Annotated in this window: 11 protein-coding genes; all 11 read left to right on the top strand. The window is 55.7% G+C overall.

The genetic code is table 11. The features are described 5' to 3' along the window. Positions 1-2 precede the first annotated feature (2 nt). A complete protein-coding gene (locus tag KK078_RS21365; protein WP_254092355.1) occupies positions 3-11,954 on the top strand; it encodes a T9SS type B sorting domain-containing protein in 11,952 nt (3,983 codons plus the stop codon). Next, a complete protein-coding gene (locus tag KK078_RS21360; RefSeq protein ID WP_254092354.1) occupies positions 11,954-12,883 on the top strand; it encodes a PorP/SprF family type IX secretion system membrane protein in 930 nt (309 codons plus the stop codon). Before KK078_RS21365 ends, KK078_RS21360 begins: the two co-directional genes overlap by 1 nt. Positions 12,884-13,060: 177 nt before the next feature. Further along, positions 13,061-13,300 (top strand): hypothetical protein, encoded by a 240-nt coding sequence (locus KK078_RS21355; protein WP_254092353.1) that lies wholly within the window; start codon positions 13,061-13,063, stop codon positions 13,298-13,300. Continuing rightward, positions 13,297-13,944, top strand: a complete 648-nt coding sequence (locus KK078_RS21350) for a TlpA family protein disulfide reductase (protein WP_254092352.1) — start codon at positions 13,297-13,299, stop codon at positions 13,942-13,944. The genes KK078_RS21355 and KK078_RS21350 overlap by 4 nt, the downstream gene beginning before the upstream one ends. Positions 13,945-13,949: 5 nt before the next feature. Next, a complete protein-coding gene (locus tag KK078_RS21345) occupies positions 13,950-14,717 on the top strand; it encodes a hypothetical protein (RefSeq protein ID WP_254092351.1) in 768 nt (255 codons plus the stop codon). Between the two features lie 124 nt (positions 14,718-14,841). Continuing rightward, positions 14,842-15,444: a sigma-70 family RNA polymerase sigma factor gene (locus KK078_RS21340; RefSeq protein ID WP_254092350.1), complete on the top strand. Its 603-nt coding sequence runs from the start codon at positions 14,842-14,844 to the stop codon at positions 15,442-15,444. 43 nt (positions 15,445-15,487) lie between these two features. Further along, on the top strand, positions 15,488-16,645 hold the full coding sequence (locus KK078_RS21335; protein ID WP_254092349.1) for a FecR family protein: 1,158 nt from the start codon (positions 15,488-15,490) through the stop codon (positions 16,643-16,645). Between the two features lie 77 nt (positions 16,646-16,722). Continuing rightward, the gene (locus tag KK078_RS21330; RefSeq protein WP_254092348.1) at positions 16,723-20,475 is read left to right on the top strand and encodes a SusC/RagA family TonB-linked outer membrane protein; all 3,753 of its coding nucleotides are present in this window, start codon (positions 16,723-16,725) and stop codon (positions 20,473-20,475) included. A gap of 21 nt (positions 20,476-20,496) precedes the next feature. Then, on the top strand, positions 20,497-22,002 hold the full coding sequence (locus KK078_RS21325; RefSeq protein WP_254092347.1) for a RagB/SusD family nutrient uptake outer membrane protein: 1,506 nt from the start codon (positions 20,497-20,499) through the stop codon (positions 22,000-22,002). Between the two features lie 32 nt (positions 22,003-22,034). Continuing rightward, a complete protein-coding gene (locus tag KK078_RS21320) occupies positions 22,035-22,892 on the top strand; it encodes a zinc-binding metallopeptidase (RefSeq protein WP_254092346.1) in 858 nt (285 codons plus the stop codon). Positions 22,893-22,907: 15 nt separating this feature from the next. Continuing rightward, positions 22,908-24,308, top strand: a complete 1,401-nt coding sequence (locus KK078_RS21315; protein ID WP_254092345.1) for a DUF4302 domain-containing protein — start codon at positions 22,908-22,910, stop codon at positions 24,306-24,308. Positions 24,309-24,512: the final 204 nt, after the last annotated feature.

The raw sequence follows: 24,512 nt of genomic DNA, 5'->3' as shown, positions 1-24,512 counted from the left end.
AGATGAAGTACGTAATACCACCCACTACATTTTTTACGGGGCGATCTCTCAGGTTTGCTTGTTGCCTGCTGCTAATTCTTACGGGGGGCTCTGCCTTCGCGCAAATACTGGACTGCAGCAAAAGTGTCAACTGCGCGGATCCGTACTGCAAGCCCATTCCTGCCGACGGAAAGGAGCTGGGGTGCGAATGTTTTGATACGGTCGATAACGATGGCGACGGTAAAGCAGATCAGGCAGATTCGAATTGCGCTACCTATTACGGACTGACTTTCGTGGGCGAGGGCTCGGATTGCAGTATTACACCTCCCGGTGCCAGCACTCCTTTTGACCTGGTGGGACCGCCGGCCGTGTCGGGTCAGAATACGGCTGATACACAATCAAAAGTAGCGGCTGCCGATGTGGATGGAAACGGGATGCCCGATATTTTGATTACCTCCAAATGGAATGCAGAGGTGCGCCTCATTGCATCGACGGCACAAACCGGTGTGGCGGCGCTGGGTGGCGGTACGTTTGCGCCGGGAGACGTCATTGCCGATTTTCGACTTTCGGGCGCGGCTATTTCCAATCGGTTTAACAACATCGGTTGTGGTACCACCGCCAACCTGGTATTTGAATATGAAGTGTTGACGGCAGACATCGATGGCGATGGCCGTTCGGAAGTATTTGCAGTAGTCAGCAACCGTGCGGGAAGTCCCAAAAGCCCACCCACGTGTTTTTTTCTCGTGGGTTTACAACTGAAGAGCTACGGAGCGCAGGGGATGACCCTGATTCCGGGTTATCCTGTTTATTTAGGCACGAACCGCCCGGGTATTTTCGGCATCGCCGACATGGATGGTGACAACAAAGCCGAGATTTATCTGCGCGACCGGATCTTCGCGGCGGAAAACGGAAAATTGCTGGCCAGCGAAGGCGGCAAGGACATGACCAATACGGCGCTGTGGGACGTCGATGTAACGGCCGCGCCGGTAACGGTCGATATCAAGTCGGCGGGGGCTGATGGAAATGTAATGGAGCTTGTCGTGGGGCCGAGAATATATAAAGTTCCGTCTCTGACAAACCGCAATCCCGCCAGTCCCGCGGCCCTGACGTTGTGGCGCGACATGAATTCGATCAGCTTCGACATCAACAAAGACGGTGCGCCTGACAAGTATTATGTCAAGCTGATGAACGACCCGGTGGAATACGGTGTGGACAGCCATAGCAGTACGAGTATTGCCGATGTCGACAAGGACGGGTATATGGATGTGGTGGTAACCGGCGCGTTAAATTCATCGCTGGGAAGAACGACCGTCTTTTATTGGAACGTGCAGAAAAATACGGTGAGCGGATTTATGACGCTGAGCGCTGCCGACCTGGGGATAGCGCCGGGAACGGAGCCGGCCGGCAAATGTCCTTCGGGGCTCAGCTATACGAATTATCAAAACGGCTGGATTTGGGGAACGGGCCGTGTCAATATCGGTGACGCCAACGGCGACGGTAAGCTGGATTTTTCATTCATCGCCGGAAGTCATTTATACTGTGTTACCACCGATGCTCCGGGAACGAACATTGTTCCGTTATGGTCCAATCCGCGTACGATCAACGACTCGCGCTCGGGTGTGTTAACGGTGACCCTTTACGATTTCGATAACAACGGCAAGCCGGAAATGATCTACCGCGACTCGCAGGAAGTGGTTGTGATCGACGGCGCGACCGGCACCACAAAATACTGGTCATCGATCTGCCAGTCGCACACCTATACCGAGGGCCCCATCATCGCCGACGTGAACGGCGACGGCGCCACGGATATCTGCGTGCCCTGTAATCGAAGCAATTCCTTTGACATCTGCGACGACATTCAGCAGCAGGCCCTGGGAGAAGTGCGTCTCTATTTTTCCAAGGGGAACGAATGGCTGCCGACACGGAAAGTGTGGAATCAGCCCGGGTATCATGTCGTCAATATCAACGACGACCTGACGCTGCCTTTTCCGCAGCTCGATCCGGGCATGGTGTTCGGCAACAACCCGTGTGCCAACGGGCTGCCGGGACCTCAGACGCCGCTGAACGTTTTTTTGAATCAGATACCCTTTCTAAGCGCTGAGGGCTGCCCGGTGTTTCCTGCGCCTGATCTGGCCTTTACCGGCGATGTGCCCAACCTGCTGTGTAATGACGATCCCACGCTGCCGGGGTGTGACTCTGACGGCGACGGCGTGTATGATCCCGCCGTGGTCGTGATTCCGCCCATCTGCGGTAACCTGGGCATTCAGGTGTATTTCAATATCATCAATTCGGGTGACCTGCCGATCTCGGATGTGGTTCCGGTGAGCTTCTTCAACGGTGATCCGACGACCAATCCCGCCGCGAAGCTCCTGAACAGTACGACGTTCACCATTTCGAATCTACAGGTCAATCAGACTTTCAAAACACCGACGGTTACGTTCAACGGTCCGGGTACCTTGTTCGATCTGTACATCGTCATCTATAATAACGGCGCGGTGTTGCCGGTCGTCCTGACCGGTGGTTCTGCGAAGGAATGTAAGATCGAGAACAACATGTACAAGGTGACGGTGGCGCCGAGCCCGTTTACCGCGGGGATAGAGAAGATACGCGACAATCTCAAGTGCGTGGCGGCCGATCCGAACGTCGGCGAATTACGCGCGCGGATCTACAAATCGGCGACGGCGGGTACCGACGAGATTGTCGACTATAGCGATTATACATTCCAGTGGTATTATGGATTGGATACGTCTAATCCGGTGCCGGCAACGCTGGGCGGCAACAACTATACGATATCGGGCTTGCCGGAAGGCGATTATTCTTTTGTGGCAACCAACCTGTCGAAGGGATGTAAGACTACGTTGGTGAGTATGCACATCGATCTGGGCATTACGTTGCCGGCGGTAACCATCAATGTAATGTCGCATCAGACTACCTGTACCCCTCCGAACGGCGCGCTGGAAGCGGTCGTAACCGGTGGAAACACAGGCTTTAGTTTTGAATGGTACAGCAACGCGGCGTCGCTGGGTGTCTCGACGGCTACGGCGTCGAACCTGATCGGTAACAACTATACGGTTGTGGTGACACGAAACGGTTGTATGACCACCGCATCGGCCGTGGTGAACGACCTGGCCTTCGAGCCCACGGTCACGGCGACGTCTACGCCTGTCGTGAATTGCGCGAACCTGGGCAGCGGATCGGTTACCGCACAGGCACTCCTGCAGGGCGTTCTTCAAAACGCGGCGGATTTTACGTTCAACTGGTATTTCCATAACATCGCCGACGGCTCCCGCGGAAGTATACTTCCGCCGGCAAACGGAACGGGCCCCACCCGAACGGGGTTGGCGGCCGGATTCTACGAGGTGGAAACCATCAATAAGGCTACGCAATGTAAATCGGTTCCTTTTGTAGCCGAGGTTAAAAACGAAACCGTGGTGCCCTCTGTCGCGCTCTCGCAGCTGGCGCCTCAAACGTCGTGCGATCCGAAAGCACCGAACGGAAGATTGCAAGCGGTAGCGCTGATCGGCGGCGTTCCTCAAAGCGCTTCCGACTTTACGTTCCAATGGTTCGAGGGACAAAATACACTGCCTCAGAACGCACATAAAACTGTTTCAGGAACGAATGGAAGCATAGCCGAGAGCGTTAAAGGCGGCGGACAGTCGTACACGGTCAGGATTACATCGGCGTTTCAATGTACCGCCGTGGCGGATACGGTCGTTCAGGAGATCATCAACATTCCCGAGGTCATCCTGGCGCTTACGCCCAACGGCATTTGTGACGAGGTGCTGGCCGGCAAGGCGTTTTCGGGCGCGGTGTCTGCGTCTGTTACGTTTGGCGGCAGCCCTGTGACCGATTTTACGAACTACAGCTTTACCTGGTATACCGGCACGTCGGCCGTAGGCGCGCCGAGGCCCGAGGTCGGAAATTCTTTGGCCGGGCTTGACAGCGGTTTTTATACCGTGGTGGTGAGCCGGACGGATTTGAAATGTACGGCCGCGCCGGAGACAGGCCTCGTGGACGATGAACGGATTATTCCAACGATCACGGCCAACCCGGTACCGTCAACGAACTGTACCACGGCACCGAATGGATCGATGGTTGTTACGAATGTAACCTCCGGCGCCACCTCCGGCACGGGTTCTCCTTTTGTATTTGCGTGGTTTAACGGCGTTGACGAAACAACGCCGATACCAGGAGCGACGGGCGCGCGCCTGGACGGCATACAAGGCGGTATAGGCGTGTTCCGCACGGTGCGCGTGACCAATACGAATGATGGCTGCCGAAGTACGAACACACAGCTCGTTTCCGACAACAGGCTTTTGCCGATTTTAGCGTTGGAGGCAGATCCGAATACGATCTGCGATCCGACCCTTACGGTTCCCCGTCGTGAATTCAACGGCGAAGTACGGGCGACTATTACCAACGCGGCTGAAAGTCAGTTTGTCGACCCTACCTTTGTCTTTGCATGGACCAACACCACGGCCGGATCGGCCATAGCCGACACCGACGCCACGATCTCACTTCTCAACAATGGCAGCTACACAGGCGTTGTTACGCATCAGCCTACAGGGTGCGTTTCGGCGCCGGCAAACATCGACGTGATACCCGCGAAGGTACCGATCGTGATCGATGCCGATGCCGATCCTTCCACCAACTGCCCGCCGGTAGGCGGAAACGGCCGCGTGGTGATCAACAGCGTGACGGCCGGCGCTGCATCCGGCCTTGGCGCGCCGTTTATATACCAATGGCATGATGGGGCGGATCTGAGCAGTACTATTGCCGGCGCCACCGCGCCTTCTATTATCAATCAACAGGGCGGTGTCGGTGTATTCCGCACGGTATTGGTCACCAACCAGCTGGACGGTTGCCAGATGACGGATACGAAGGAGATCGGCGATGCGCGCGTGCTTCCGGTACTGCAACTGTCGGCAACACCGAACTCCATTTGTGATCCGGCGGTTGCCAATAAACCCTTTAACGGAACGGTGGCGGCGACCATCGCCAACCTGGCGGATGTGGGCGTTCCTCAAACCTTCACGTATGTATGGACAGACCAGGAGACGGGCGCGGTGATCGCCGGTGTAACAGGGCCGGACCTGATCGAACGCGACAGCAGCTTTTATACAGCGGTTGTCACGCATGTTCCTACCGGCTGTAAATCGCCGGAGGTTGTTGCGCAGGTTACGCCGGCGCAAGTATTGCCCGTGATCGCGGCAAGCGCGGTGCCTTCTACGAACTGCGATCCGGCAAAAGCCAACGGCCTGGTGCAGGTTGACGAGGTGGACGGAAATATGTCGCCGTTCGGCGGGTATACATTTGCCTGGCGCAGCGGTCTGACGCAAGCGGGGCAGCTTATTGCCGGCGGTGCGGTGAGTGCCGACACGCTGCAGGGAGCGATCGGTAAATTTTATAATGTACTGGTCACGAATACCAACGACGGTTGCAAAAATACGTTTGCGGTAGAATTGCCGGACGCTCAGGTTAAACCCGTGCTGACATTGTCGGCAACGCCGAATACCATTTGTGACCCCGGCATTGCAGGGGTGTCGGAGAATGGCAGCGTGCAGCAGCTGTCGCTGACGTATAGCGGAGCGTATACGGGGGCACAAACCCTGGTGTACAAATGGTTCAACGGTGAATATACCGGGGCGCCGCTGCCGCCGCACATACCGGCGCAGACGACCGTAGGAAACATGGGCGCGTTGCCCTTCGGGTTCTATTCGGCCAGTGTAACAATCGATGAGATCGGCTGTACATCGGAGATCGTTTCGATAGAGGTAAAAAATAATTTCTTTACGCCACCGATCAGCGTCACACCGGTTAACCAAACATCGTGTGATGATCTGAATCCCAACGGCATGCTCACCGCGACGGTCGATGAGACCGCCATCGGCGGATCGGCGACGGAGAGCTCGTCATCGTTGTACGACGTCAACTGGTTTAACCGCAGCAACCCTATCGTGACGCCGGGAACTGCCGTCACGACGACAACCGCGATCAACGGGCAGGTTAACCGTCTGAAGGGAAACCTGTTCTACACGGTAGAGGTGGTTCGGTTGTTAACCGGTTGTGTCAATACGGAGACGGTTTTCCTGCCGGAGGTCATTACCTATCCGGTTGTTGCGGCGGCGGTAAGCGCTGACGTGACACGCTGTGATTTTCCCAACGGTGCGGCGCTCGCGGACGTGGGCGGTGTGCAAAACGGTTATACATTCTACTGGCTGAATGAGAAAGGGTTGAACCAAACGACCGTGGCGGAGGATGTGATCGACCACGCCGATGCCACCGGCGTGGACGATGGTAAATATCTCAGCCTGATTCCCGGTACCTACACGGTTGTAGCGAAAGACAATGCGACCCGCTGTGTTTCCCAGCCGGTAAGCCGGCAGGTGGCGGACAATACCGAAAAAACAACCCTGGCCATTTCGATCGACGTGCGGCCCGCGCACTGCGCTGTGGGGGGCGGGGCGATGACGGCGACACTGACGGGCGGCGAAGGGCCTACGTTTGACTATGCGTGGTTCAGGGGTGGTCCGCTGAATGACAGCGTCAACTTTTTTAATAATCCTCCGGTCTTTAATCCGGCGGCTGCCTTTGATCAAAACCTCGGCGGTGGTGCGTCTGATCAGATCACGGGACTTAATTCCGATCTTTACACGCTGGTGATCCTGGACGGAGGAAACGGATGTGGTAATTACGAAACGATTTTCCTGCCGTTCCAGAATGCCCATGTCGTGACGCCGGTGGTGACCCCGTCTACGATCTGTCCGTATGATGTCGGCAACGGTGCCGTGGAAGCGACGGTTACCAGCCTGGCCGTTGGCAAAACGATCGATGACTATATCTATCGATTCTACACGGGAGAAAATCCGTTGGCAGCGAATCAGGTCGGACCGGATATCGGCCCTGCGCCGGGCAATCCGAATCCGATTACCTATGCTTCGCTCGCGCCGGGCATGTATACCGTCGAGGTAAGACAGGGCTTTGCGCCGAACTGCCCGGTGTACGAAGTGGTGGAAGTGAAGTCTCAGGCCCTGGCGCCGGTCATTACGCTGAATGGCGCTTTGTCGGCCAATACTTCCTGTGATACCAATGCTGCCGACGGTTCCGCACAGGTTGCGATCAACCGGAACCCGGCGGATGTGACCACGGGCTTTACCTATTCCCTGGATGTGCTGCCGGCACCGGTGGGCTGGGGCGGCACGGTACTAACGGGCCCTTATGTTGCCCCGGACCCAACGGCCGGTGCTCCCGAGACGGCCACGATCAACGGTTTGCGCCCGGATACGGAAGTGCCGGAATATACCGTTCGGGTAACATCGTCCAACGGTTGCGTGGCCGAGCGGTTGATCTCCATTCCAAATCAGCCGGCCGTGGCCGAGCTGGTCGACGGCGATGTGGTCAGCCGGGATGCGCTGTTCTGCGAAGCGTCGCTTGAAACAAATGCACAGATAGAGGTGCGGTCGATCGCGATCGTCCATGGTCCGGCTGATGATCTGGGGGATTACCGTTTTGACTGGTATACCGACGCGGGGCTTACGGTCGCCTCGCGTGTGTTGAGCGCCAACGGAAATAGTACGGCAGCGAAAGGAGGAGAGATACTCTCCAACGTCGGCGCGCCATTGCCTTCGGCGAAGGTAACAGCGGGCTCTTACTACGTCGTCGCCAATAAAGTCAACGCCGGTGCCACGGGGGGTGTAGGATGTTTTAGCGCGCCGTTCCGCGTGGATATAATGGACAAAACGGTCAAGCCGGTCTTTACCCTGGCGCCCACTTCCAATACCGCCTGTGATACTAATTTTGAAGGCACGGTTAACGTAACGGTAACTTCGCCGGGTTCGGTCAATCCGCTTCCCGGCGCGGCGTATACGTACGACTGGGTGGTGGCCGCCACGGCCATAGCGCCGCCGGCAACGTCTGATGGTGACGGGGTAGGCGCGGATGATAATTTTACCGGCCTGAACGACGGCGGGTATACGCTCGAGTTGACAAACAATGCCAGCGGCTGTACGACGACCGGTTCGACTACCATTACACCGGCATTCGTTCCGATCATCATCGCAAACGCCGCTTCGGCACCGCAGATTTTGTGTATCGCCGACGGCAGCGTTACGGTGACACAGGTCGATGTAGGCCCCACGAGCTTTGTGCGCGGTACAGATGCCGAGTTCTTTACCAACTTCTCATACTCCTGGTTTAAGGACAGCCCGCTGCCGGCAACGGGGTTCCTGACCGACGATGCCGCGGCCAGGATCCAGGTACCGCAATTGGTGGCCGGAACGAATGCCGGTGAATACCCGGCCATGGGCGTAGGTGTATACTTTGTACAAGCGAAACGAATTGTCGGCGCCCCGGGATCGGGATGTGAGTCTGCGCCGCTGCGCGTGGAGGTGGGCGATCAGCGCAGGAACCCGAACGCGGTCTTGTCGCCGTCAAACGACACGTCGTGTGAGACGGTGGGTGGTTTTGAAGGCGGCATTCAGGTGAAGGTGACCGATGCGGGCTCCGGCCCGGCGCCGCTCAACTATACCTATGACTGGACGACCACAGAACCTTCTGTGCCCGCCGATGGCGCGGTATATTCCGATACGGAATCTTTTACCGGGTTAAAGGACGGAGACTACTCTGTGCGCATCACCAACAATACCAGCGGCTGTTTTGTAAATGCCGCAACCCGGATTCTGCGCTCGTCTGTTCCGATCATCATCGCCTCGGCCGAGGTGACGGACCAGGTTATCTGCAATCCCGACGGAAGCGTGACGGTAACGCGCATCGATGTCGGTGCAACGGATAGCTATGTGCCGGCCGATGCGGCCTTCGGAGATTTTGTGTTCACGTGGACAAAAGCCGACCCCAGCACCGCGGCCCTGAAAGACGATCTGGGCGATGCCATTACCGGCGGAGCGTTACTGCCGGGAACGAATGCCGGCGAGTACTCGCAGCTGCTGGCGAACCGGTATTACGTTACGGCCAGGCGTACGGCGGGCGGCCCGGGGTCTGGTTGCATTTCGGCGCCGTTGCGGAAGGATATTATCGACATGAGCTTCGACCCGGTGGCCCGGCTGACGCCGCTGACAAACACGTCGTGTGACCCGGTGTTCTTTGAAGGCGCCCTGACGGTCGATGTGGATAATCCCGGGGCGATGCCAACGCCCGCACCGGTGGCGACCTACACCTATAGTCGTACCGCTACCCTCAGCCCTGCGCCGGTGGTCAACGCCGGACAGGATGGTGCGGCCGATAAATTCAGCGGGCTCCGCGACGATACCTATGTGGTTCGTGTGACCAATGAGGTCAGCGGCTGCTTTACGGATGTATCGACAACGATTACGCGGTCGCTGATCCCGGTCACAACGGTCGATGCATTGGTTACGGACCAGCTCGTCTGTTTGAATGACGGCCGTATAGTGGTAACGGAAGTGGCCGTCGGTACGGACAACACGCGTCCCTTTACCGAGTTTGATTTTACCTGGTATAAGGATTCGCCGGTGGCGGGAAATACCCTTGCGTCGGCGAGCGGCATCAATCGTTTCGACCTGAATACGACGACGATGCCGACGATTAAAGCCGGCACCTACTATGTAAAAGCCAGGCGCATTCTGGGCAGTCCCGGTTTTGGTTGTGAATCGGCGCCGCTGCGCCGGGAAATCCTTGATAAGAGCGTAGCGCCGGATGTGTCGTTTGCGTTTACACCGGCATCCAACTGTGTGGGCGCGTTGCCCAATGGCCAGCTGGTCGCCACCGCGATTGAACGAGACGGTAGCCTGGATGGCGACAAGGATGGTGTGACGGATGTGTATGCTTTCACCTGGACTTTGAACGGCGGCGGCCTGGATCCGGCCACCACAGAAGACTATGTAAACCCGGTAAGCACGCTCAACCGTGCACCGGAAGGAGTATATTCGGTGCGCATCGACAATGCCGCGACGGGATGCTTCTTTGAAAGGGGAATGGAGTTGAAGCTCGACCTGTCGATGAGCCTTCCCAATATCGTGGACATCGATGTGGTCGATCCGGTGAATTGCTTCCCTTCGGGAACGGCACAAGTGGTAAAAATTACCATCGGCGGCACCACCACCATAAGCGATGCCGCACAGCTGGATGCTGATTTCGACTACAGCTGGTTCAAGGGAACATACCCCGGCACGCCGCTGGCCGATGCCGGCAACGTTCCCTATCAGCAGGCCTTGTTGCCGGACCAGCTGCCCGACCGGTATTTTGTGACAGTGCGCGATCTGACGACCAACTGCGAATCGTCGCCGGTGGAAGCCGTGATCGACTCTGCCGACATCGTATATCCGGATGTGGACATTACACAGACGCTGCCGCAGGTCAAGTGCGAGCCCTCGGTAGACGGTTCCGCCAGATTGGTGGCCACGGTAGACAACGGGCAAACCAGCGCAAATGCGAATTATAGGTTTGAATGGTATCGGTCGTTGGACGGTACGCCTCCGTTGCTTTTTGGAGCGCCGGCCAATTCCACCATCTCCAACCTGAAGGCGCATCACTATTCCGTGACGGTATTGGATGTTACCACGAACTGTAGCAGTACGGCGATGTTTATTGTTCCGGATGCGTCGCCGCTTTTCCTGCCGCAGCTGGCGCTCTCCACCAGCGCGCGGACGCGATGCGATATTGCCGACGGCTCGCTCTTCGCCAGCGGCGTACCGTTCCCGATTGACCTTTCGAACCCGCTCAATAATTACCCGTTCCCGTACAGTTACCAGGCGGATCTCTATGCAGGAGCGCCTCCGGCGGACATCAACAATCCGGATCTCGGCCCCATGGCGAACGATCCGCAGTTTCCGACATACACGTCCAACTTCCTGCGCGCGGGGTTGGCAGAGGGAGCGTATACGGTGCGTTTGACGGATCTCAATACCGGCTGTGTGACGATCGACTCCACCCATATCCAGGATGACCGAACGCCGCCGACGATCGCGATCGTTCAGGACAATCCGCTTACGAATTGCGATCCGCTCCGGGCGAACGGCCAGCTGACGGCTACGGCCGACGGTGGCCAGGTGGGAGGATACTCTTTTGCCTGGTATCAGGGTGACGAAGCCCTGGACCCGGTGCTGACAAATTTTAATACACTTATCGGAAAGACCACCGGGGCGTATACGGTACGCGTTACCAACAGTACCACGTTCTGCTTTGCCGATTCTACCGGTGCGATAACCGATGGTACGGTGACGCCGCCCGCACCGGATCCGTCGTTGGTGCAGGGCCGCTCAAACTGTATCACGCCGAACGGATGGGTAACGGTAGATGTCGATGGCGTAACGGTTGGCTATTCTTTCGATTGGTATATCGAGGGGGTGCATGACTTTACGGGTGTAGACTACACCGGTCGCGACATTCGCGCGTATTCGGTCACCGCCACCGACGATGTGACGGGGTGTGTTTCGCTGCCTGCATCGATTACTGTTCCCGATTGGCGAAAGACACCGATCGTGAACCTGACGAGCACGCCCTCATACTGCCTGACACCCACGGGAAGTGTACTGCTGGGACTCGTGAACGGAGACGAAGTGACCCTGGCGGATGTTACGTGGTTCAACGAGGAGAGCGGTTTACAGGTCGGCAGCGGGCCGGCCACGTATGATCTGTTCACCGGTGTTTACATCGCTCAATTCATCAGCTCGGAGGGATGCGAAGGCGAATCACGCGTAGCGGTGGGCACGGAGATCCTTTCCTACAACCTGGTGTCGGTTAACGCCGACAATCGGAACGACTTCTGGACGATCGATTGTATCCAGAATTTCCCGTCGAACAATGTAAAGGTATTCAACCGATCGGGGGTGAAGGTTTACGAAGCGGACGGCTATAATAATGTCGATGTGGTGTTCAGAGGCATCGGTGAAAGAGGACTTTACGCGCTTGGAAATGAGCTTCCGGACGGCACGTATTTCTATATAATCGACAAACGCGATGGCTCGAAGCCGGTATACGGGTACCTTGAATTAGTACACTGATGAAAAAGATCACAGCCATAATCATCGGCGGGTTGATGTCGCTGACGGCATCGGCACAGCAACGCCCTATCAATTCACTGTACATGTTTGATCCTTTGGTGATCAATCCGGCGTACGCGGGCACGCAGGTGCAGCTGAGCGCAACCGCCATTTATAGGAACCAATGGGTGAACTTTCCCGGCGCGCCGAAGACATTTACCTTCAGCGCCAGCTCCGGCTTTAAACAAAACCGGGTAGGACTGGGTATACTGGCCGGCAACGACCAGATCGGGATACACACGGAAAATACGTTGTATCTTCTGTACTCTTATAAGTTGCCGATATCGAGATTCAATTCGAAGTCGTATCTGTCGTTTGGCTTGCAGGGGGGATTCAACGAATTGAAATCCGATTTTGGCAAGCTCACGCCGCGGGATCAGACGGATCCATACTATGGGGTCGTGGACCGGAACATGACCTGGAATTTTGGTGGCGGTTTGTTCTTAAAGCATCATGCGTTCTATGCGGGGTTGTCGGTTCCGTACGTCCTGAACAACAGGGTGATCAATGCGAAGGTGTTTTCGAGTTCCGCGCGCCAGTATCGGTATTATTACCTTACCGCCGGGTTCACGCAAAAGGTTTCGACAAATGTCAAGGTAACACCCTCAGCGCTGATCCGCTTCCAGGAGAAGGCACCGCTGAGCTTTGATCTTAACCTGACGACGGTGTTTTACAATGTCGTCGGGCTGGGGGCATCGTATCGCCTGGATGATTCGGTTGTAGGTTTATTTGAATTACAACTCAATGAGAACTTTCACGTGGGGTATGCCAGTGATTTTACCACGTCTGCGCTACGGCGTTATTCAAACAGTACACACGAGATCATGGTAAACTATCGGATCAAAATCGATCGATGGCATAGGGGAATAGAATGCCCTTCGTACTACTGAAAAACAAGAATAAAAATAAGTGTCATAGATTGATACCGTTATATGTGTAATTATATATCTGACAGCCTGGTGTTGCGATGTTATCAATTCAATACCTTTAGGAGGTAAATATTACACACGTGTCTGTTTTTCTGTTCCTGATGCGGGTATAATATTCGTATTTTACATTTTTATTTTATGAAACAACCGGTAGTAATGGATGTCCCCGCCAAGGTGATTGTCGATTGGGTCAATCAAAATCTTCCACCCCTGAGCTGGCAGATCATTGTCATGCAAAACATGAAGGTTTTTATCAAGCATAATGTGACTCCATCAAAATTTACGGATGAAACTGTTCTTAATCCCGAGATTGTTCGGACCATCAGCCTGTCTATAAAAGAACGCTATCAGAAAGAGCTCCCGTTTGCAGAGAAATGAAGTTTCGTAAGACGATGTTATTGGCCTTTATCATCCTGATCGTGATGTTATCGGTCGGCTTTATATTCTGGCAACACGAGCTCAGGTACGCTACGCCAACGCCGGTTCCCGACGGGTTTGTCGACGTGCCGCTCGGTGCGGAGATCGATCTTGCGGCCTGGGGCATCTCCTCTGACAGATCGACGCTCCTTCATTTTTTCAATCCGCGTTGTCCGTGCTCGAAATTTAATATGAACGAATTCAGGGCGCTGGTACGGGAGTATAATGAGCAGGTTGACTTTTTTGTGATCCTTCAAACGGACGATGACGATGCACGGGATGAGTTCAACGCGAAATATGCACTGGACGTGCCGGTGATCGCCGACAGGGATGGCCGGATCTCCGATATGTGTGGGATCTATGCTACGCCACAAGCCGTGATCTTGAATGATGCTTCGCGGATCTATTTTAAAGGTAATTATAATAAATCACGATTCTGTACCCATAAACAAACACGATTTGTCGATATCGCGTTGGATAGCCTGGTGGCGCATAGGCCGCTGCCGGTCTTTGTCCAACACGAGCTCACGCTGCCTTACGGATGTGAATTACCGTCTGATACCCCGGATGGAGAATTCCTCCTTTCAAATTTATTTAACCAGTAAAGGACATGACGCCTGCCACGAACATTTTAAAGAACAAAGATCAAGCTTACGCAAACCGTTTTATCGAGAAGATCCGCGAACGATCGAACAAGATAATCGATCTGTTCCTCATCGGTTATTTTATTTTCGGGTTGGTGATCGCGTCGTATTACGACACCTGGTTTGTCGCGATCTCCGTGGGAGGGTTGATGCTTGCACTCTATTTTATCACGAAGAAATTATTTCCGGGAGGCACCGTGATCCAATACGTTGCGAGCGCCGCGGTGGGCGTTTTCATGGGACAGTTCATCTACCAGATGCACGGCATGTTTGAGATGCACTTCTTTGCTTTTATCGGCGCTACGTTGATGATCACGTATCAGAACTGGAAAGCGCAGATACCGTTGACGCTTGTGATCGTTATTCACCACGCGATATTCGGCTACCTGCAATGGCAAAGCGCTACGACGGGGACCGAAAATGTGGTGTATTTCTCGCAGCTCGAGTTCATGGACCTGACCACCTTTATTATTCATTGCTTTCTGGCCGTCATTATTCTTTTCATCTGCTGCCTCTGGGCGCACGATCTCAATAGACGGACGCGTGAAAATGCGCGGAACATTGTGGCCGTGGAAGAAATTACAAACAAGCTGACGCTGAACCTCGAGTATGCATCGCAGCTGGCGAATGGTGTATTCGACGATGACCTGAACGTTGACGAAAACGATCCGCTGGGCTCGTTGCTGAATGAGATCCGCGAAAAACTACGGTCAGGTCAGGCGGTAGCGAAATAGCCGATAACACAAAGCAGAACGACCTAAAACGGGTGCGGAACGCTTTTTTCGCACCGGGTGCATTTTTGCGTCCAAAGAATGGCATCGGCATTTTTTACATTTTCAGAAAAATGCTTTACTTTCCATGACGGTTGTGGCAAGGCCCGCCGATCTTTCGTATATGGACGTTCAGGGCACTATACAGGAGGGAAGCAACTTGGAGGAGGGAGCCTTTAAGTCATTGTTTGACGCCCATTATCAGCGGTTGGTGCTCTTTGCCGATTCTTTTTTACTGGATACCTCGGCAGCCGAAGATATCGTGCAAACGGTCTTTACCGATCTTTGGCAGCGTGCGCTGTGGAAAGATCCGGCGTTTGTGGTGCGCGCGTACTTGTATACTGCTGTTCGGAACCGTTGCCTGAATGAGATCCGGAACCAAAACGTACGCGACTCTCACAACCTGCGTTATGTACAAGCCATGCTGTATGTGTGGGAGGATGGCGATGACGGCGAAGCGTTGCTGGAAGAGCTCAAGCGCGGCATTCGTGATCTGCCCGAGCAGGTGCGGCGTACGATCGAGCTGCGTTATTTTCACGGCAAAAGCGTTTCTGAAACAGCCGACATCCTGAATGTATCGGAAAATACGGTAAAAACGCAGATCAAGCGCGGTCGTGCATCCCTGAAACTTTCCCTCTCGGAAGTACGGTTAAAAATATTCCTTTTGCTTGTCACCCTTCTGGCGGACTAAGGTGTTTTAAGGTCTCATACACTGAAGACCTCTTACCGCCTACATGAACAGAAGACGCATCGACTTTACGCTGCTTTGGAAAAAGCTCTTTACCCGGCTGGACGACCGTGAGCAGGAAACACTCCATCAATGGCGGGAAGCCGATCCGGAGAATCAGGAATTGCTGGACCGGTTGGAGCGTTTTCAGCAGGGGCCCCGTAAGATCTCGGATGCACGGCGCGACGAAGCCTGGCAGAAGTTGAAGGGCACGATCGATGCTACACCTGTCCGGCCGCTCCACGACCGGCGTTCGCATATCATCACGATATTATACCGTGCCGCCGCGGTATTTTTGCTTGCCGCGACCGCGGCGCTGCTCTGGAATTATTATAACGCCCCGGCTGTGCAGACGGCCGAGGTCCTGCTGCTGCCCGGGCACGCGAAGGCTACGCTTATTACCGGCGCGGGGCAGTCGATCCACCTGGGCGATAGCGCGGTCAATCTTCACCAGCACGGCATCCAGGCGGAGGCTTCGGACGCCGGTCTGAAATACTTTGCCGGCGCGGCGGGTGCTGCTGCCGAAGAGATCAATACACTCATCATTCCACGCGGAGGTGAATTTCAGCTCACCCTGGCCGACGGCACGCGGGTGTGGCTTAACGCCGAGAGCACCATCCGCTACCCTGCGACGCTTGCCGGCCCGGTACGATGGGTCGAGCTGACGGGCGAAGCATATTTTGAAGTAGCCAGGAATAAAGAGCGTCCCTTTAAGGTGATCACCGCGGGCCAGACCATCTCTGTGCTGGGCACATCGTTCAACGTTACGGCTTATCCCGACGAAGTGCAGACCCTTACCACGCTGGTGGAAGGAAGGATTGCCGTAGACCTCGCAACGGGGGCCTCGCTGCAGGTGACGCCGGGCTATCAATCTGTCTTTGATCAGGCCGCCGGCGTGTTGTCGACCCGCGCGGTGGATACAGATATCTATACAAGCTGGAAAGACGGCGTTTTTATTTTCGAAGACGAGAAGCTGGTCAATATTTTGTCACGCCTGGAACGCTGGTATAATGTAAAGATCGAGTACGCAAACGCCAGCCAGAAAGAAGCGCGTTTTACCGCGCACGTAGACAAATATCAATCGGCTACCGAAGTGCTGAAGCTTATGCAGGCAACGGGGGCCGTAGCCTTTGACGTGAATCCTAACGTTATCATCGTAAAATAAAAAAACAAGAAACGGAAGAAGGTGTCGTGAAGCCACACCTAACCTTCCGAACGAAACATTAACCCTTCCTAAATCCTATGATGAATCTTTTACGCACACTACCTGACTGTTGCCAGGTAAAGAAGAGAGCCGTTGTGATGCGGCTGACAGCGATACTCCTGATGGGTATGTTGTCGGAAACCTACGCCACCGTGTACTCGCAGGACGTACGCCGGATCGACCTCCATGTAAAGGAGAAGAACTTCCGCGACGTGCTGAAGGAGATCCGCAGCAAGACCAACCTGAAATTTATTTATAAGTCCGACTGGGTTTCCGAACGGGAGCCCATGAGCCTGGACCTGGACAGCTCGACCATTACGGAAGTGCTGGATAAGCTGTCCGCTCCCTATGCGCTGGACTACGAGGTGCACGGCACGACGGTGATCTTTAAGAAGTCGCGGCGCGTGCTGACGGCGGAGCCTGTCAATATCGCGCCGGCGCGTGTACAGCAACAAGTGACCGGTAAGATCGTAGACGAAAGCGGCGGCGCCCTGCCGGGCGCGTCGGTGTTGATCAAGGGATCGTCGCAAGGTACGGCGGCCGATGCGGACGGTAACTTTACGCTGCGTGTGAACCCGGCGGACGTGCTGGTGTTCTCCTTCGTCGGCTTTGAGTCGCAGGAGATTACCGTGGGTACGCAGTCGGTGATCAACGTTACGCTGAAGGGTTTTACATCGCTGGAGGAAGTCGTCGTCACGGGGTACGGCGATGTTTCGAAGCGGTCGTATACCGGTGCTTCGCAGAGCATTGAAATGGAGGATATTCATGTGAAGGGTGTTGGCGATGTTTCGCAGATGCTGCAAGGCCGTGCTGCGGGTGTTTCCATTCAGAACGTATCGGGTACGTTTGGCGCCGGCCCGAAGATCACGATCCGGGGCGCATCGTCTATCACGGGCGACGGCAAGCCGTTGTGGGTGATCGACGGTGTGGTGCAGGAGGACCTGGTGAATCTTTCGCTGGCCGACCTGGTGTCGGGTAATACGAGCACGCTGATCGGCTCTTCGGTGGCGGGGCTGAACCCGAACGATATCGAAAGCTTCGAGATCCTCAAAGACGCCTCGGCGACAGCGCTGTACGGCTCGCGTTCGCTCAACGGTGTGATCGTGATCAAAACAAAGCGCGGCCGCCGTTCGGCACCGCTGGCGGTGAGCTATGCCGGCGAGTTTACGACGCGCAGCATCCCCACGTATGACAATACCGACATCCTCAACTCGAAAGACAATTTCAGCGTGCTGAAGGAGCTGGAGAACAAAGGACGGCTGGACATTACGACGATCAGCCAGAGCCGGTACAGCGGTGTCTATGGGATCATGGCCAACCGCATCAATACGTATGACGCGCAAGCCGGCGCTTTCCTGCTGGCCAATACGCCGCAGGCGCGGAACCAATTTTTACAAACGTATGAACGGGCGAATACCGATTGGTTCAATACGGTATTCAAATCATCGGTCACGCAAAACCATACCATCGGCCTTTCCGGCGGCGGTCAGAACAACCAGTTCTACTCGTCCATCGGGTTGTATAAAGACCCGGGATGGACGGTGGCGGATAAGGTGGACCGGTTGTCGGTGAACCTGCGGAACACGTTCTTTTTACAACGTGATGCCCAGCTGACGATCTCGATGTTGGGATCGTACCGCCAGCAGCTGGCGCCGGGGTCGTTCAACCGCAGCTCCGACGATGTGTTCGGATCGCTTACCCGCGACTTCGACATCAACCCTTACAGCTATGCGCTCAACACCAGCCGCACGCTGCGCCCGTATGGCGACAACGGCGAGCTGGAGTACTATACCTTCAACTGGGCGCCGTTCAATATCCTGAACGAGACGGACAACAACTATACGGATGTGCGTGTTCAGGATATCAAGCTGCAGACGGATTTCCAGATCCCGTTGTTCCACAACAAAGTACAGTATGCCTTTGTGGGCGCGGTGCGGTATGCCAACAGCGTGAGCGAGCACCAGATCTCTGAAAACAGCAACGTGGCGGGTGCCTACCGGGCCGACGAAAATACGGTGATCCGCGATGCGAACATCTTTTTGTGGAACGATCCCGATAACCCTACGCGTCCGCCGGTGGTGGTCCTGCCGGAGGGAGGGTTGTATTTCCGTACGGATAATTTCCTGCGCAACTACTATATCCGGAACTCGCTCACGTTTAAAGAGACCTTCAACACGCGCCACGAGTTCGATGCTTTTATCGGGCAGGAGGTGCGGTTTGTAGACCGTGAGGAAACGGCCTTCGAGGGGTATGGTCTGAACTATTCGGGCGGCCTGATCCCGAACACCGATCCGCGCATTATTTCCAAAGTGCTCGGTGAAACGGGATCTTACTTCTCGCTGGGCAGTCCGCGGAACCCGGGCGAACGCGCCGGCACGACCAGCGAGCGGACGGCCAGCTTCTTCTCGCGGCTGACGTATGGCCTGGATGGCAAATACTTCTTCTCCTTTACCGGAAACCTGAATGCCTCCAACACGCAAGGCTTGCGCAACGGCAAGATCCGGTGGACGCCGACCTATACCTTTGGCGGCAAGTGGAACATCCGCGAGGAAGGGTTTATGCAGAATGCCGGTTGGCTGACGACCATGAACCTGCGGGCCTCTTACGGTCTGACGGCCATTGCGGGTACGGCCACCAATACGCTGGCGGTGTTCCGCAGCACGATCACACAGGGCCGCCGCTCGGTGGACGATCGCGAATCGTCCATCACGATCGAGGACCTGCGCAACAACGACCTGACCTACGAAAAACAATACGAGACGAACATCGGCCTGGACATGGGCATCATCAACAACCGGATCAATATCACCGCCGATGTTTACCGTCGCAAAGGCTTCGACCTGTTCGACTACGTGCGCACCGCGGGCCTGGGCGGACAGGACATCAAGCTGATCAACAATGCGAACATGACCACCCGGGGTATCGAAGTATCGATCCGCACGAAGAACATCGATGCCGGTGATTTTCACTGGACGTCGACGGTGAACCTGTCGGCGTTCAAGCAGAAGGTGACCAAGATCGAAAGCAAGCCTACGTTGCTCGACGCGGTGGATGATACCGGGGCCAGCTTTATCGGCTACCCGCGCAACTCGTTGTTCTCGATCCAATTCACCGGTCTGAACGACAAAGGCTTGCCTGTCTATAACATTCCCGATAAGGACAAGACATTCGACGTCGACTTTCAGGACACGGGCTCGAGCCTGACGACACCGGAAGGCCAGGCCAGGGGACTCTTGTCGTACCTGAAATACGAAGGGCCGACGGACGCCAACAAGGCCATCAGCCTGCAGAACACCTTCCAGTATAAGAACTGGTCGCTGGGCTTTTTCATTACGGCGTCGGGCGGCAATAAAGTGCGTTTGCCGGTGATGTACGGTCCAAACTCGTTTACGGATCTGACCATGTATTCGAAGAGCTTTGTGAACCGGTGGATCCTTCCCGGCGACGAGCGTTACACGGCGGTGCCCGTCATTCCGGACTCGCGGCTGATCCAGGAAAACGAGGAGAATGACATCAAGCGAGCTTACAATGCCTATAACTTCTCTACGCAGCGCGTGGCCGACGGTTCGTATGTGCGGTTGCGTACGGTCAATGTAGCCTACACCGTACCGAAGGCTGTATTGAGCCGGTTTTACGTGAAGAGCATGACGATCAGCGGGCTGGTACAAAACCCGTGGCTGATCTATGCGGACGACAAGCTGAACGGCGTAGACCCCGAGTTCTACAGCTCGGGCGGCGTAGCCCAGCCGATCACGCGGCAATATACACTTTCGCTGAACCTGGGATTTTAATAACCATTACAGTCAACAGTTATGAAATCGAAAATATACTATATAGCAGCGATCGTCCTGGGCCTGGCGTCGTGTAACAACTTTCTCGACGAGCCGCAGGATAACCGCACGATCATCGACACCGAGAAGAAGGTCGGTCAGTTGCTGGTGAACGCGTATACCGATGCACAGTTTGCTCCCTTTGCCGAAGCGATGTCGGACAATGCGGACGACAAAGGACCCGCCGACACGGGGATCCAGGGCACCCAGGTGCAGATCAATACCGATGCTTATCACTGGGACGACTATGAGTCGATCACCGACGAGGATGCACCCACGTATTTTTGGATGGAGAGCTATACGGCGATCGCGCATGCCAACCAGGCGTTGGCCTCGCTGGCGGACATGGGGAGTGAAGAACCGGTGGTGGCGGCGCTGCGGGGGGAAGCCTTGCTGGCGCGGGCCTATGCGCACTTTATGGTGGTGAATTTCTTCAGCCTGCGGTATGACGCCGCCACGGCCGGTACGGAGCCGGGGATACCCTACGTGCTTTCGCCGGAAGAGAACGCCATTGTGCAGTATGAACGGGAGACGATCGCCGAGACGTACCGGCTCATCGAAGCAGACCTGGAAGCAGGCCTGCCGCTGGTGACCAACGAATACCAGGAGGCCAAGTTCCACTTCAACCAGAAAGCGGCGCATGCTTTTGCCGCGCGGTTCTACCTGTATAAAGGAGACTGGGAGAAGGTGATCGAGCAGGCCGACATCGTACTGGGCAGCGGCTCGCCGGACGTGCTGATCCGCGATTGGGTGTCCCCTTCGGTCAATACGCTGACGTATGCGCAGCGCACCGCGCAATACTCGGCGGCCACGGAGCGCGCAAACCTGATGGTTTCCTGGCCCGGCTCGCTGCAGGGCCGGAACTATGCGTCGTACCGCTACGGCCTGACGCCGGCCAAGGTAGACGAGTTGTTTGCCGACCGAACGACGAATCCGTTCCGCAAGGCCTGGGCGTATCCCATTTTCGGTACCGACGTGTTCTACAACATTCCCAAGTATGTGGAATACTTCCGGATCACCAACGTGACGGCCGGCACCGGTGACCCGTATGCAGGACTGGTGCATTTTACCAGCGACGAGGTATTGCTGAACCGTGCAGAGGCGTACGCAATGCTGGGGCAGTTCGAAAATGCTTCGGCCGACCTCACCGCCTACCTGTCGCAAAAGACCGAGGACTTCGATCCGGCGACGGACCAGGTCGATCTTGCGCTGATGAAGAAGACGTATCCTTTTATCGCCGGTGAATATACACCCGGCTATACCCTTACGGAAGATCAGGCGGCGTTTGTGAAAGGCATTGCCGAGTTCAGAAGACGCGAGTTTTACCACGAGGGCTTGCGGTGGCTGGATATAAAACGATTCAACCTGGTCGTGACGCACGCGCAGGACAACGGCGACGCGGTGGTACTGGGAAAAGATGATCCGCGCCGCGCCATTCAGATCCCCGAATCGGCGCAGGCTTTTGGTATTCCGGCCAACCGGCGATAAAGAATGTATTATCCATGACAACAAAGTATTTTATGAGTAAAAAGAATTATATCCTACGGCTCTGGGCGTTGCTGGCAATAGCCGCCGGTGTGGTGGCCGCCTGCAGCGACGACGATGAGATTTCGGCCGGCAGCAACCTGGATGTCACCCCCGCGGAACTGAACGCGGTGGACACCTGGATCAGCGAGAACTTCACTACACCCTATAACATCGAGGTGATCTACCGTTGGTCGGAATCGTTGGTCGACCAGGACCGGTATCTGTACCCGCCGGTGGCCGACAGCGTGCAGCCGGCCCTGGACGTTGTATACAAGCTTTGGATCGAGCCGTACACGGCCGTGGGCGGTCCTGACTTTGTAAAAAAGATTGCCCCGCGCCAGCTGGTGCTGGTCGGCGGCCGGAATGTAAACCCTTCGGGTACGATCACGCTGGGGCTGGCGGAAGCCGGCAAACGCATCACGTTGTTCGAGATCGACTTGCTGAACAAGGCCAGCCGCGCGGAAGTAGATCAGTTCATCCACACGATCCAGCACGAGTATGTGCACATTCTCAACCAAACGAAGCCGTTTGACGAAGCGGCCTATGGGTCGATCTCTCCGGAAGGCTATACGGCGCAGTGGTTCAACGAGAACACCGAGGATTCGCAGGCACTGGGCTTCATCACGCCGTACGCCCGCGAGATCGAAGATTTTGCCGAAATGGGTTCGGCCATGCTGAACATGAGCCGTGAAGAATGGGATGCCCTGGTCGACGCCGTCGGCGGCACCGGCGAAGAACGCCTGCGCCGGAAAGAACGCATTGTGGTCGACTATTACAAGACCGAGTTCGACGTAGACCTCTACGTGCTGCAGGATTCTGTCTATCGCGCCACCCAGCGCATTATTCAATAAAAAAGCATGCTACCGATGAGAAAGATAACAGCAACATTTCAGCGCGCCGGATACGGCGCAGTATGGTTCCTGGTCATGCTGGCCGTCGCCGCATGCCAGGACAACAAGGTGGAAGAGGTTTTTGATAAGCCTGCGTCCGAGCGAAGTCTTGAGAATATCACTTCCTTGCGGGAGCTTTTGAAATCCAGTGAACATGGATGGACGGCTTCCTATAAGCCCAGCCGCACCGAGACCGGTTATTACCAGTTCGTATTCCGTTTCCTGGAAGATTCGGTGGTAGAAATGGCATCGGACTTTTCGCAGGAGGACCTGACCCTGAGGCAGTCGAACTATGACGTGATCCAGGGCTCTACCACCAAACTGTCGTTTTCGACGTTCAGCGCGCTGCACAAACTGTCGGATTCTAATTTTTCACCCATTCCCGGCGATGCGGGCTCGGGGTTGAAGGGTGACTTCGAGTTCCTGTATTATGGCACCAATGATGGCGGCGACCTGATCTTCCGGACGAACCGCACACAGGATACGGTCCTTTTCAAACGGGCTACGCCGACCGCGCTGGCGGATCTGACGGCGGCGTATGATAACATCGGCCGCATTACCGGCGGCAGATCGGTATACCGGGCGTTGGAAGAAAGCAAGAACGGTGTCGTGGCGCGTTCGGCGTTCGACTTTCCCTATGACGGGCGGGTGATCTCGATCCGTTCGGTGATCGAGACGGAAGAGAATGGCGCGGCTTTCGGCGATGAATATATTACCGGGTACGGATTTACGCGCAACGGTATATTTGTCGATTCGGTCCGGCTCAGCAACGGCAGCGTTGTTGAACGCCCGGAGTTCGTCTATAACGAAGACGAAGCCCGCTTTGAAACGACGCTTGCCGACGGTACGCTGCTGGCGATCGGCGACATCGATGGGCCGATCCTACCGGTGGACGGTCAAACGGTATTGCTGGACCCTACGCTGACGGCCGACGTCTTTTTTTCCTTTGGCGATCCCGACATCGGGTCGCTGACCACGCCGGCGTTTGAAGAGCTTTATTATAACACGGCCGTACAGGTCGGGATGACGGCATCGTTCACCCTGTGGATCCAGTTGCCGTTCGGGGGTACGAACATCGACTACTTTGCATTTGGCGGCACGGGCAGCGTAGCGAACGGTACCATCCGGCAGCTTCTCACCTTTGAAGATAAAGGAGATCGCCTGGTGATCCATCGCAATGGCTTCCGCGACGCCAACAGCGTGCCGAAACCCGAGGTGGAGGAAGCGTACAACGCGCTGCTGGATGTGCTGACCGACCCCGAAGGGTTTTACGTGGAAAATCTCGGCCGCGCGACACGGTATACCAACCTGGTCTTCACGTTCACCAGCGTGAAAGATCCTTCCATCCGGTTCGGTGTGTACCACGAGGCTCCCTGAGCGGATCGGGTGTTCGTCCAGTCGTTATTACAATCTTGTTGGAATAGGGGTGACCGGAAAGGTCACCTCTATTCCAACGCGGCGCGCCGGAAGGACATGTATCACGGGGTGTTGTGCAGGTCCCGTAAAGGCTGCGGGGTGGTCCTGGCCGACGAGGATTCTTCGCGGGAAAAACGTTGAAGCAACGTAAAATCTCTATTATTG

Origin of the sequence: Dawidia soli (assembly GCF_018598185.1) — a bacterium.
In the GTDB taxonomy this organism is placed as follows: domain Bacteria; phylum Bacteroidota; class Bacteroidia; order Cytophagales; family Cyclobacteriaceae; genus Ohtaekwangia; species Ohtaekwangia soli.
The sequence above is the reverse complement of the archived record's forward strand: the minus strand, read 5'-3'. Positions and strand labels throughout refer to the sequence as shown.